The organism is Ruminococcus sp. N15.MGS-57 (assembly GCF_000980385.1).
GTDB lineage: Bacteria > Bacillota > Clostridia > Oscillospirales > Ruminococcaceae > Hominimerdicola > Hominimerdicola aceti.
In genome coordinates, this window is the sequence record NZ_LARF01000004.1 from 19531 (window position 1) to 32058 (window position 12528).

At 44.9% G+C, this 12528-nt stretch carries 11 protein-coding genes; 1 reads left to right on the forward strand and 10 read right to left on the reverse strand.

All coding sequences use genetic code 11. From position 1 onward, the window contains the following. Positions 1–133: 133 nt before the first annotated feature. Entirely contained in the window at positions 134–1708 is a 1575-nt protein-coding gene (locus WS40_RS01290) for a xylulokinase (RefSeq protein ID WP_046439538.1), read from the reverse strand. A gap of 21 nt (positions 1709–1729) precedes the next feature. Beyond that, entirely contained in the window at positions 1730–3199 is a 1470-nt protein-coding gene (locus tag WS40_RS01295) for an alpha-N-arabinofuranosidase (protein ID WP_046439540.1), read from the reverse strand. Positions 3200–3321: 122 nt separating this feature from the next. Between WS40_RS01295 and WS40_RS01300 the strand changes: the two genes are divergently transcribed. Next, the gene (locus WS40_RS01300; protein WP_046439542.1) at positions 3322–4107 is read left to right on the forward strand and encodes a helix-turn-helix domain-containing protein; all 786 of its coding nucleotides are present in this window, start codon (positions 3322–3324) and stop codon (positions 4105–4107) included. Between the two features lie 96 nt (positions 4108–4203). Here WS40_RS01300 and WS40_RS01305 read toward each other — a convergent pair whose 3' ends face one another. The 8 genes from WS40_RS01305 to rsmI all read right to left on the reverse strand — a co-directional run bounded on the left by WS40_RS01305 (position 4204) and on the right by rsmI (position 12528). Further along, positions 4204–5199, reverse strand: a complete 996-nt coding sequence (locus WS40_RS01305) for a diacylglycerol/lipid kinase family protein (RefSeq protein ID WP_046439544.1) — start codon at positions 5197–5199, stop codon at positions 4204–4206. Positions 5200–5511: 312 nt separating this feature from the next. Then, entirely contained in the window at positions 5512–8067 is a 2556-nt protein-coding gene (gene polA / locus WS40_RS01310) for a DNA polymerase I (RefSeq protein ID WP_046439547.1), read from the reverse strand. After that, entirely contained in the window at positions 8064–8708 is a 645-nt protein-coding gene (locus WS40_RS01315; protein ID WP_148303600.1) for a transposase, read from the reverse strand. Before WS40_RS01315 ends, polA begins: the two co-directional genes overlap by 4 nt. Next, positions 8629–9645 carry a tRNA (adenosine(37)-N6)-threonylcarbamoyltransferase complex transferase subunit TsaD gene (tsaD, locus tag WS40_RS01320; RefSeq protein WP_046439551.1) on the reverse strand — a complete coding sequence of 339 codons (1017 nt, stop codon included), beginning with the start codon at positions 9643–9645 and terminating at the stop codon, positions 8629–8631. The genes WS40_RS01315 and tsaD overlap by 80 nt, the downstream gene beginning before the upstream one ends. Positions 9646–9804: 159 nt before the next feature. Further along, positions 9805–10518, reverse strand: a complete 714-nt coding sequence (locus tag WS40_RS01325; RefSeq protein ID WP_046439553.1) for a tRNA1(Val) (adenine(37)-N6)-methyltransferase — start codon at positions 10516–10518, stop codon at positions 9805–9807. After that, positions 10508–10969, reverse strand: a complete 462-nt coding sequence (rimI, locus tag WS40_RS01330; protein ID WP_256319752.1) for a ribosomal protein S18-alanine N-acetyltransferase — start codon at positions 10967–10969, stop codon at positions 10508–10510. The genes WS40_RS01325 and rimI overlap by 11 nt, the downstream gene beginning before the upstream one ends. 1 nt (position 10970) lies before the next feature. Further along, entirely contained in the window at positions 10971–11594 is a 624-nt protein-coding gene (locus WS40_RS01335) for a class I SAM-dependent methyltransferase (RefSeq protein ID WP_325208352.1), read from the reverse strand. A 109-nt stretch (positions 11595–11703) separates the two neighbouring features. Further along, complete coding sequence (gene rsmI, locus WS40_RS01340) at positions 11704–12528, reverse strand: 16S rRNA (cytidine(1402)-2'-O)-methyltransferase (RefSeq protein WP_046439555.1); 825 nt, start codon at positions 12526–12528, stop codon at positions 11704–11706.

The window sequence follows — 12528 nt, forward strand, 5'->3', positions numbered from 1 at the left end:
TTCTCTGATTTGGTAAATGCACCTTTTGTCTGCTCATTTTCCGTCCAAGTGAATAGCTCACCGACAGTTTGAGTGGGTAGGTGGGCGACCTCAGGTCGCCACTACGATTTATATATGAATTTCTATGATTTTTTCAGAACTGTGCGTTTTTTTCTGCCGCCAATCCCTTTTTATATCTTTTTAAGAATGTTTTATAACCCTCTGAGCCTGTCTGCTCAGGCTGAGAAGTTGTCACTTCCATATCTGCGAACACCTTTTTGTCAAGGAAGTCTGCAAGCTTTTCGCCATTTGAAAGCTCCATATATGCCGCAAGGATAGCCATGCCCCATGCACCGCCCTCTCCTGCTGTTTTCATTACTGAAACAGGGGTAGAAAGTGCGTCTGCCATAAGCTGTGAAGCCACTCCGCTGACCTTGAAAAGTCCACCGTGACCTGTTATCTTTTCAGCTTTTACCTGCTCTTTGTCAAAGAGGATATCCATGCCTATTTTCAGTGCGGTGAAAGAAGAATAAAGCTGTGCTCTGAAAAAGCTGCCCAAGGTCAAAGTGCTGTCGGGAGTGCGGAAATACATCGGTCTGCCCTCGTCAAGCTTTATAACAGGTTCGCCCGAAAGACAGTTATAGGCTGTCACGCCACCGCATGAGCTGTCGGCTGTCATGGCGTTTTTATAGAGAGTTTCATAAAGCCTGCTCTTGTCTATCTCACTGCCTGTGAGCTTTGCGAACTCACCGAACATATTCACCCATGCGTCAAGCTCTGAACAGCAGTTATTGCAATGCACCATTGCCACAGGCGAGCCGTCAGGGGTGGTAACAACGTCTATCTCCTCGTAAACACCGTTAAGTGGCTTTTCAAGGACGAGCATTGCAAATATGGAAGTGCCTGCGGAGATGTTTCCGGTCTTTTTCAGCACGCTGTCCGTTGCCACCATGCCTGTGCCTGCGTCACCCTCAGGCGGGCAGACCGGCACGCCTGCTTTGAGGCGTCCCTCCGGGTCAAGGAACTTTGCGCCCTCCTCTGTAAGAACTGCGCCCTTTTCTCCTGCATTTCTCACCGCTGGGAGGATATCTTTCAGCTTATGGTCAAAGCCTTTTTCTGCAAGGCTTTTTTCTGTAAGCTCCAAATACTCTTTTTGGTATCCTATGCTCTCCACAGGGAAGATACCTGAAGCTTCGCCAACGCCAACTTCAAAGCGGTCTGTGAGCCTTTTATGCACATAGCCTGCAAGGGTATTGATATAAGCGATATAAGGAACATGGGCTTCTTTGTTAAGCACCGCCTGATAAAGATGAGCGATGCTCCAACGCTGCGGGATATTGAAGCCCAGCAATTTTGTAAGCTCTCCTGCCGCCTGAGCTGTCATGGTATTGCGCCATGTTCTGAAAGGCACAAGAAGCTTGTCATTCTTATCAAAAGCCATATAGCCGTGCATCATAGCAGAAATACCCATTGCACCGTATGTTTCAGGATAAATGCCATACTGTGCCTTTACGTTTTCTGCAAGGTCTTTATAGCAGGCTTGTATGCCCCCGTGGATATCATCAAGAGAATATGTCCAACAGCCGTTCTCAAAGCGGTTTTCCCACTGCTTCGACCCTGATGCGATAACAGAAAAGCTATCGTCTATAAGAACAGCCTTTATTCTTGTTGAGCCAAGTTCTATGCCAAGATATGTTCTTCCCTGCAAAATTTTATCTTTTACTGTCATTTTTGACTCTCCTTATAGTCCTTATCTCATTGTCACAACTACAACGGAGCATTTTGGCAGGTCTATCTCAAAGCCCTTTTCTGTCATTTTCGCACTGTACTCTTTTGGTGCGACCTTATCACAATTATCAAAATCGTTATAGTCCCTTACATCATTGTCAAGTATCCTGCACTCAATGTTCTGATAGTTTGAACCTGCGATGTCGCAGCAGATATGTGCGTCATCGTCTATAGAGCAGTTTGCTATCGTGACAGTGAGAACGCCGTCCTTTACTGAGGCAGACTGTGATATCATCGGAATCTTGCCGCCTGCCTGACAGTTGTCGGCATGGCTATAGCAAAGCTCGCCGCCCTGATGAGTTTTGAAAAGGTCAAAGACGTGATATGTAGGCGTTTTTACCATTTTCTCGCCCTCTGTGAGGATAAGAGCCTGCAAAACGTTCACTGCCTGCGCAAGGTTTGCCATTACTACCTTGTCGCTGTGGTTATTGAAGATGTTCAAATTGCAAGCCGCCACGATAGCGTCACGCATTGTGTTCTGCTGATAGAGGAAACCAGGGTTCGTGCCCTCCTCAACGTCATACCAACAGCCCCACTCGTCAACTATAAGACCTATCTTACCCTCTGGATCACGGCGTGACATTATCTCGCTGTGACGTTTTATAAGCTCGTCCATATATAGAGTTTTTGATATGGTTTCGTAATACTCCTCGTCTGAAAACTCAGTTGCACTGCCCTTTTTGTTCCAATCTCCTGTAGGAACGGTGTAATAGTGCAAAGAGATAGCCTTTGTGTGCCACTCCCCAAGGTTTGACATTACAACGTCCGTCCAGTTATAATCGTTGGAATTTGGTCCACAGGCAACTTTGTAAAGCTCATTGCCGCTGAAATTCTTGCAGAAGCTCTGATATCTTCTGTATTCATCGCAGTAATACTCAGGGCGCATCGAGCCGCCGCAGCCCCAGTTTTCGTTGCCTATACCAAGATATTTAAGCTTCCAAGGCTTTTCTCTGCCGTTTTTTCTTCTCAGGTCAGCCATAGGCGAAACACCGTCAAAGGTGATATATTCTATCCACTCGGAAAGCTCCTGAACAGTGCCGCTTCCGAGATTTCCTGCAAGATACGGTTCACAGCCTATCTCCTCGCAGAGGTCGAAAAACTCGTGAGTGCCGAAAGAGTTATCCTCTGTCACGCCACCCCAGTTGGTGTTTATCATTTTCTTTCTCTGGGATTTTTCGCCGATACCGTCTTTCCAATGATACTCGTCAGCAAAGCAGCCTCCCGGCCAGCGGAGAACAGGCATTTTTATCTCCTTGAAAGCTTCGATAACGTCTTTTCTTACGCCGTTTATGTTCGGTATCTCAGAATTTTCGCCAACGTACATTCCGTTATAGATACATCTGCCAAGATGTTCGGAGAAGTGTCCGTATATCTCCGGGTTGATGTGGGAACGTTTGTCTGCGGTATTGATAAGCATTGAAATCTCTTTCATTGTGACCTCCTTGATGTATATGATTTTAGTTTCAATTATATTTTATCACTTGACAAAAAAACAACAATGATATATCCTATTATTATACTGATACATCATACGAAATTAGAAAGGAAAAACCTATGGAACTTCACGCTTTGGGACTAAACTACAGCCATGACGGGTCTTTTGATATACGCCGTCCAAACGGTTCGGGGGATAATCTTCTGCTTATATTCAAATCCTCTGCGGTGGTGCGTTTGCACGGCAGGGAATACTCAGTTTCCCCTGACAGCGCAATACTATACAAAAAAGGCACTGAGCAGATATATCGTGCCTGCAAGGGTTTTTACATAAACCACTGGCTTCATTTTGATTGCGACGATACGCTCACCCGTGACTATTCACTCCCATATGATACGATTTTTATGTTATCAGACGCAGAGAAAACTGAGGATATCTTATCCACCATAAGCAGACTCAGCTTATCTGAAAGCGGCAGGCGTGAGGATTATATCGAGCTTATGCTCAGAATGCTGCTCATAAGGCTCGGAGAGGAATATTCTCTCAGCAAGAGCGGTCAGCCGCCAAGAAAGCGCAGTCACTACGCTGACGCACTTGAGCGGCTCAGGGCTGACATCTACAGCTCCCCCTCCGGGAGCAGGAACATTGCCGATATGGCGAAAACTCTCAGCGTAAGCCCCTCCCACTTTCAGTATCTTTACACCTCACGCTTCGGTGTGAGCTGTTATGAGGATATACTCTGTGCAAGAATGAAAAACGCTGAATACTATCTTCTCAGCACTGACATGACAGTGAAAAACATTGCCGCCGTATGCGGATACGAAAATGACGTGCATTTCATGCGGCAGTTCAAACGCAGATACAACATGACACCCTCCCAGTTTCGGCAGAAAAACAAAAAATAGGCATATGCAAAAAGCGGACGAAAAAACTCGTCCGCTTTTGTTCTGTCAAAATTCTGTTAAAAGGTATGCGACCAAAGGTCGCCCCTACAAAACAGCTTAATCTTCGATCTCCGACTGATCCTCAATGACAACAGGGTGACCGTCCTCGGTCATTATCATATCCCCTGCACTGCACTGAACAGCCGTTTGCTCTGCGGTTATATCATTGGGTTTGAGTTTGAATCTTATCGCCTGCTTGCAGTTTTCTATCTCAACATATGTATGCTTTCCGCCCGACTCTCCGTCCAGCGTCCAAGGCACTTCGTTCACGCTTGTGAATGTGACCTTTGACGTCTTGAAAGTCACAAAATGCTTATCGTTGAGTTTATTAAGCACTGCTTCATTTATGGTGTTGCTCAGCTCAATAGCGTTCTTAGGGGTTTTTACCAAGACCACTTCAAACAGTCCGTCATCAAAACACACCCCGGAAGCGATAAGCTTTTTCATTCCGCCCACTGAGATAGTGTTTGAGATAAGACCGAGTATAAAGCTTCCTTCTATTACCTCGCCGTCATGCTCCACTCTCATTTGCTGACCTGTTATCTTTGAAAGCCTTTTTATCCCCTCAGCCACATATGCGGCATGACCAAACTTGTTTTTCAGCGTTTGTGAGGTTTCATAAGAAATGTCAGTGAAAGCGCCAAAGCCTGCTACATACACAAAATACTGACCGTTGAACTTACCAACGTCATAATCAAAATACACGCCGTCAACTATCTCCCTTGCGGCGTCAAGCATTTTTTTCGGTATGCTCAAAGACTGAGCACAATCATTTGTTGAACCGGCAGGAATATATCCAAGCGGTATTTTCTTATCAAATGTCATCATTGCCTTGACAGCCTCAGACAATGTTCCGTCACCGCCTGATATGACTATCATATCATAATCCTGACCGCACTTGCAAAGCTTGTTATAGCCGTCAAGCTTAGCCTGCGTAGGGTAGGTGACTACCTCATAGCCGCCCTTTGTAAAAATATCCACAATGTCGCAAAGGTTATCTTTTATCTGTCCCTTGCCAGCATGGGGGTTGAACACAAAAAGCAATTTTTTCATTTTCCCAGCCCCTTTTCGTTTTTCAAATTCCTATTATTCTACTTTTTATCTATCTTTCTTACACACTTTTTACATAGAGAATTATACCACAAATTTCACAAAAGTCAAGTATTATTGCGACAGCCGTCAAAAAGTCGTCAACAATCACAAACAAATTGTCAGCCAAACCACGAAGGTGACAAAGATAATAAGGGCAAAACATATAAAATAAGCAATATGGATAAACAGGTGATCGCTGTTCGCCCCTACATATAGAAATCAAGATCATCGCCGCAGGCGATACCTTAATTCCTCATTCCTCACTAAAATAAATCAATCTTTCGCCTCATACCAACTTCTGCCGCTGTTTACGTCCACTGTCATTGGCACAGCAAGCTTTACAGCGTTTTCCATTTCATCTTTGAGTATCTTTTCGGCTCTGTCCTTGTCTTTTTCAGCCGCTTCTATAATAAGCTCGTCATGCACCTGCAAAATAAGTCTTGCGTCAAGATCTTCTTCTCTGAGCTTTTTGTATACTCTTACCATTGCTATCTTGATGATATCAGCCGCCGCACCTTGGATAGGTGCGTTCATTGCCGCCCTCTTTCCAAAAGCCTGCAAGACCTTGTTTGAAGCAGAAAGCTCAGGGATATATCTTCTTCTGCCGAAAAGGGTGGTGACATAGCCGTTTTTTATGCCGTCATCAACTGTCTTATCCATAAATTCAGATACTTTCGGGAAGTTGTCAAGATAATTCTTGATGTATCTTTTTGCTTCCGCAACGGTCACGCCGATATCTTTCGACAAAGAAAATGCTCCTATGCCATAGATTATACCAAAGTTTACAGCCTTTGCTGCACTTCTCATTTCAGGTGTGACAAAATCCTCGGGGATATCAAAGACCTGTGCCGCAGTTGATGTATGGATATCTCTGCCCTCTGAGAAAGCTTCCTGCATATTTTTATCACCGCACACGGAAGCAAGCACTCTAAGTTCGATCTGGCTGTAGTCAGCGTCAAGAAGAGTATAGCCGTCCTCGGCAACAAAGAATTTACGCATATTCCTGCCTATCTCTTTTCTCACGGGGATATTTTGCATATTAGGCTCGGTGGAAGATATCCTGCCTGTTCTTGTTTCGGTCTGCTTGAAAACAGAATGAACTCTGCCGTCAGGGTGGATAAGCTTCAAAAGTCCGTCAACATAGGTGGAATTGAGCTTTGTGAGTGTGCGGTATTCAACGATAAGAGGCACGATAGGGTGCTTGTCCATAAGGCTTTCAAGAACATCCGCATTAGTGGAATAGCCCGACTTTGTTTTCTTCTTTGCAGGCAGACCTAAGTCCTCGAAAAGCACATCCCCAAGCTGTTTTGTGGAAGCTATATTGAACTCCTTGCCTGCATACATATATATCTGCGAGGTAAGCTCGTCTATCTTTATTTTCAAGTCCTCACCGAAAGCCTTTATGCCCTCTGCGTCAGCCTTTACACCGTAAAACTCCATTGATGCAAGCACTTCGCAAAGTGGCATTTCGATATCGTCGAATAGCTTTGTCATTTCTGTCATTTCAAGCTGTTTTTTCAGATTTTCACTAAGAGCAGGCAGACTTGAAAGGTCTGCATATTCCCCCATATCAGAGCGGTAAAGGCACTTATATGAAAGACAAAGATTTTCCGCTGTATACTCGCTTGACTGTGAATTGAGAAGATATCCTGCAAGGTCGCAGCAGAAAGTTAGGTTTTCAAGGTGAGTGCCATTTGAGAACGCAAACTTATGGGCAGTTTTGCCCTCAAAGGTTATTTTTTCGCAGGCTGTTCCCATGAAAGCTGTGATAATTGCATTGTCCTCGGTGGTGTAGATAACATCGTTACAGAGGATAGAAAGCTTATTGTCGGCAAAGATAAAATACGCTGTTTTGTCCTTGTCGAGAACAGATATAACGCTCTCATCAAGTGGCTTGACCTCAAACTTAGGCAGGTCGGAAAGCTTTAGCTTGCTTTCCTGCACTGCGCTGTCAGCGCTTTCCACAGCTTTTCCGCTAAGACCCAATCTGTCTATAAGCCTCATCATTTCAAGGTCGGCAAGGAGAGCCTTTGTTTTCTCGGTATCAACCTCGCCCAGCTTATAAAACTCTGTTGCTTTATCAACAGGGGCTTCAAGACATATTTCGGCAAGGAAGCGGCTGTCTATAGCGTCCTGATGACCATTTTCAAGCTTTGTGCGCACAGACGGGGTAAGCTTGATATCTGCGAGGTGTTCATAAAGGGTCTTGACATCGCCCTCCTGCTTGATAAGGGAAAGGGCGGTCTTTTCGCCAATGCCCTTTACGCCTGAGATATTGTCTGAGGTATCGCCCATAAGAGCCTTTACCTCGATCATCTGACGAGGGGTAACGCCGTATTCTTCCATTATCCTGTCAGGGGTATATATCTTTGTTTCCTTTGTGGTGGCAAGGCGTACTGTCACACGGTCGGAAACGAGCTGGAAGCTGTCCCTGTCACCAGTGAGAATATAGCACTCGTTGCCTGAATCTGCGGCGGCTTTTGAGAGCGTACCAAGAATATCGTCTGCTTCATAGCCCTCGCACTGTACTATCTTTATACCAAGGTCGCCCAAAAGCTCTTTTATAACAGGCATTTGCTGAGCAAGCTCCTCAGGCATACCCTTTCGGTTGGCTTTGTATGCGGCATTCGCCTTATGTCTGAAAGTAGGGGCTTTAAGGTCGAAAGCCACTGCCACGCAGTCAGGCTTTACCTCGCCTATCTCCTTGAGGTAAATATTCATAAACCCCATAAGGGCATTCGTGAACTGTCCCTTTGAATTTGACAGCAGCTTTATTCCGTAAAAAGCCCTGTTCATTATGCTGTTTCCGTCTATGGCTAGTAGTTTCATTCTAGTCCAAGCACCTCCGCTTTATTGTTCTCTTTTCTTGGATTATACTCGTCAACGTCCCACTTGATAGGGTTATTATGTATGTATTTTGAAATTGCTATATATTCTTTTTGGTTTCTGATGATATGGTCATAATATGAACGCTGAAAAATATTAAAACCAATATCCTTATTTATAAATCTTTTCAACATTGACACATACTGTGGAACTATCTCGTTTGTAGGGGACGGCGCCCTCGACGTCCCGCTGACTCCCGCACCGATTTTCAGTATAAAATGGATATGATTTGGCATTATGACATATTGCAATATCTTTTTGTCATCATAGACACTGTTTGCTCTGTGGATATTATCTCTGATAATTTTACCAAAGCTTGAAAGATAGACCTTTCCGACAGCGTGTGCGCAACATAACGGGACGTCGGGGGCGCCGTCCCCTACATCTGTTGCCCACAACAACTCGTTTTTTTGGACAGTACATATGGTAATAAAATAAAGTCCATTTTTTGAATAATCATAATTGTCAAGTCTTATGATTTTCCTTACAGGCTTATCCATAAGATTATTCCGAAATCTTATCCAGCGACAGCGTTGCAATGCCGTTAAGGCTTTCATCTGCTCGTCTGCCTGCAAGATAGTCAAAATATCCCTGACAAGCTATCATTGCACCGTTATCTCCGCAGTATTTAAACTCAGGCATATAAAGCTTATAGCCACGCTTGTCACAGGCTTTCTGAAGCTTCTCTCTTACCCCTGAGTTTGCCGAAACGCCGCCTGCAAGCCCTATGGTAATGTACCCAAGATCTTTTGCGGCAAGCATTGCTTTGTCTACAAGAATGTCGGATATTGTGTTCTGGAACGAAGCCGCCATATCGTTCACATTGACAGTTTCGCCCTTTTGTGCGGCATTATGCACAAGGTTTATAACGGCAGTTTTTAGTCCGCTGAAAGAGAAGTCATATTCACTGCCCTGCACCTTTGGGTGAGGGAGCTTATAGGCATTAGGATCACCTGACTTTGCGGCATTGTCGATAAACTTTCCACCCGGGTATTCAAAGCCCAATGTTCTTGCTACCTTGTCAAAACACTCGCCTGCGGCATCATCTCTTGTTCTGCCTATAACATGATATCTTGAATAATCAAGCACCTCTACAATATGTGAATGTCCTCCCGACACGACCAAGCAAAGATAAGGCGGTTTAAGCTCAGGGTGGGAGATATAATTTGCGGCAATGTGACCTGCAATATGGTGAACAGGCACAAGAGGCTTATTTGCACTCATTGCAAGTCCCTTTGCAAAGCTCACTCCCACGAGAAGTGCTCCGATAAGTCCCGGAGCGTAGGTCACTGCAACAGCGTCGATATCCTCCATTGTGCAGTTTGCTTCTTCAAGAGCGGCTTTTGTCACCCATGTTATGTTCTCCGCATGGCGGCGTGAGGCTATCTCAGGCACAACTCCACCATAAAGCCTGTGTTCGTCTATCTGACTTGCAACTATATTTGAAAGCACCGTTTTTCCGTCTTCAACAACAGAGCAGGCTGTTTCATCGCAGGAGCTTTCTATTCCTAAAATCTTCATTTTATTACCCTCTTTTTATTTCGTAAATATAAGCATATCATATACATTTAATAAGCAGACAAATTGGAGCAAGCGGGCGACCAAAGGTCGCCCCTACGAAAAAATAATCATCGCCGCAGGCGATACCTTAATTTCTCATTCCTCACTCCTCATTCCTCACTATTCCAGTCCGTATATCCGCTTCATTTCAGCCGAGTTTCCACCGTCTGCCGAACGCACATACAAAGGCTTTTCTATCTGTACAAAAGGCTTTCCACCCTTTTTGCCCTCAACGAGAATGAGCCATGGGGGACACTCTGGGTTTTTGTGAACTGTCCGCAAACGCTTCGGCTCGATGCCGCTGGCTCTCATTGCCGTCATTATATCGCATAGGCGCTCGGGGCGGTTGCATATGCAAAGCCTGCCACCGAATTTCAGATTTTTCTTTGCACATCTGCACACGTCATCAATAGTGCAGAGCATTTCATGCCGTGCGATAGAAACCGCTTCGCTGTCATTCTTCGCACCTGTGTTGTTTATCTTGTAGGGCGGATTGCAGGTGATAAGGTCAAGCTCTTTTTCGCTTCGCCAATCATTCAAGTCACCCAAAACAGGCTGGATAGTATCTATTTTCGACCTCTCAAGAGATACTTTAAGCTGTTCGTGAGCCTTTTCCTGTATCTCAACAGCATATATCTTCTGTGGCTTGTAAAATTTGTGCAGAAGAAGCGCTACTATGCCGCTCCCTGTGCAAAGGTCTGCGCAGATATCCTTGTGCCGTCCTGATGAAAAATCCGCAAGCAGAAAGGCGTCAGTACCAAAGCGGTGTTCGTCAGATATACATATCTCAATGCCCTCGCCCAAGGACTCAAATGTAAAATCGTTATATGTCATTTATTTCTCCATTTTCAGTGGGTTGAAGTGCCATTAAAACAGCATTTTCAGTGGGGGCGGTGTAGAAATTTTTTCTCATGCCTACCCTCTCAAAGCCCAATTTTTCGTAAAAGCTTATAGCCCCAAGGTTTGACTCCCGCACTTCAAGATACCATTTTTCAGCCTTTGCGGCATTGTATGCGCTGTCAAAAAGGGCTTTTGCAATGCCCATTCTGCGGAACTTCTCCAAAACGCCTATATTGTTTATCTCAGCTTCTCCGCAGACGCACCACACGCTTATAAAGCCTGCGGCTTTGCCATTACAAAGGGCAAGAAACGATATATCGTCAGGGTTTGAAAGCTGTTTTTGGTAGGTTTCAAAACTCCAGGCTTCGGGCAGAATTTTCGCCGCAGTTTGTGAAAAAAGCTGTACGTTTTCCTCTGAAAGAGGCACAATGGTCACATCTGCCACCTTATTCGCCCTCTATTTTCGTGCCAACAAGGCAATACGCTTTGCAGTCGCTCAGAATTTTGACTTTTACATCATGGAAACCACGCTCTCTAGCCATTGAACGCACCTGCTGAGGAGTGAACTTGTCAAAACCTGTGTCGCAGTACGGGAGTTTATCAAGGTAGCCCTTTGTATAGAATGTGCAGATAAAATTGCCGCCGTCTTTGAGAACTCGCCTTACCTCGTCAAGAACTTTTGCAGTGTCCTCCCAGAAATAAATGGTGTTCACAGTGTAAACAGTGTCAAAAAAATCGTCATTATAAGGAAGCTCCTCAGCTTTTCCCTGCTGTAAGATCACCTTGTTGGTATTCACTCCGTCACGGTTTTCTCGCTTGGCTTTTTCCACCATATCCGCAGAAATATCGACGCCATAGAACTTAGCGTTTATATTCTTGCTAAGCTTTTTGATAGTCACACCGTTTCCAAAGCCTATATCCAATATCCTTGCACCGTCAAGCTTGCAGACAAATTTTTTCACCGCTCTGTAGTGCTCTGCATTGAAAAAATTCATGAATTTTGCACAGGCTAATCCGCCCAGTCCCTCTGGATTAGCACACTGTCCGCCTATGTATTCTTTTATGCTCATAAAATCACCTCAAAAAATCTAAATTTATATATAATACAAATGCGAAAAAACAAGAAATAAACATCGCCGCAGGCGATACCTTAATTCCTCATTCCTCACTCCTCATTCCTCATTTAAACAAGAGTCCGTAAAGCTCCCCCTTAGAAAATCCCGTCGCCTTTGCTATCTCACGGCAAGCGTCAGCTCCACGCATACCCTTTTCCACAAGGGCTTTTACTTGTTCAAGCGCTTCCTCTATATTCTCCGCAGGGCAAAGCTCGTCCTCTTTTGCACCCTCGATAACAAGCACAAATTCGCCCTTTGGCTTGTTGGCTTCATAATACTCCACAGCCTGCGCAAGGGTGGTGCGGAAAACTTCTTCGTGTATCTTTGTAAGCTCCCTGCAAAGAGATATTCTTCTGTCACCGAAATATTCCAGCATATCCTTCAAAGTGTAGATGAGCTTGTGGGGCGCTTCATAGAAAATAAGAGTGTTCGTGCAGTTTTTTACCGAGGCAAGATGATTTAATCTTTGCTTCTTGGTGGTTGACAAAAAGCCCTCGAACTGAAATCTTGCGGTGTCAAGTCCGCTTATGGCAAGTGCTGATACCACCGCTGACGGACCTGGTACTACCTCCACTTTCACACCGTTTTCAGCGCACAGCTTCACAAGAAGCTCCCCAGGGTCTGAAATGCAGGGCATACCGGCGTCTGTGACGATAGCGGCGTTCTCGCCTGCCATTATCCTGTTCACAATGCTCTCGCCCACCTGCTTCGCATTGTGTTCGTGATAGCTCACAAGTGGCGTTTTTATGTCAAAATAATTGAGAAGCTTTGCGGTAACTCTTGTGTCCTCGGCACAGATAAAATCAGCCTTTTCCAGGGTCTCAACTGCACGGTATGTCATATCTCCAAGGTTGCCTATAGGCGTTCCTACTACGGATAAAATTCCCAT

Excerpts from the sequence above, each read along its gene's own strand:
- WS40_RS01290 (WP_046439538.1), bottom strand. The coding sequence starts at position 1,708 with ATGACAGTAAAAGATAAAATTTTGCAGGGAAGAACATATCTTGGCATA.
- WS40_RS01295 (WP_046439540.1), bottom strand. The coding sequence starts at position 3,199 with ATGAAAGAGATTTCAATGCTTATCAATACCGCAGACAAACGTTCCCAC.
- WS40_RS01300 (WP_046439542.1), top strand. The coding sequence starts at position 3,322 with ATGGAACTTCACGCTTTGGGACTAAACTACAGCCATGACGGGTCTTTT.
- WS40_RS01305 (WP_046439544.1), bottom strand. The coding sequence starts at position 5,199 with ATGAAAAAATTGCTTTTTGTGTTCAACCCCCATGCTGGCAAGGGACAG.
- polA (WP_046439547.1), bottom strand. The coding sequence starts at position 8,067 with ATGAAACTACTAGCCATAGACGGAAACAGCATAATGAACAGGGCTTTT.
- tsaD (WP_046439551.1), bottom strand. The coding sequence starts at position 9,645 with ATGAAGATTTTAGGAATAGAAAGCTCCTGCGATGAAACAGCCTGCTCT.
- WS40_RS01325 (WP_046439553.1), bottom strand. The coding sequence starts at position 10,518 with ATGACATATAACGATTTTACATTTGAGTCCTTGGGCGAGGGCATTGAG.
- WS40_RS01335 (WP_325208352.1), bottom strand. The coding sequence starts at position 11,594 with ATGAGCATAAAAGAATACATAGGCGGACAGTGTGCTAATCCAGAGGGA.
- rsmI (WP_046439555.1), bottom strand. The coding sequence starts at position 12,528 with ATGGGAATTTTATCCGTAGTAGGAACGCCTATAGGCAACCTTGGAGAT.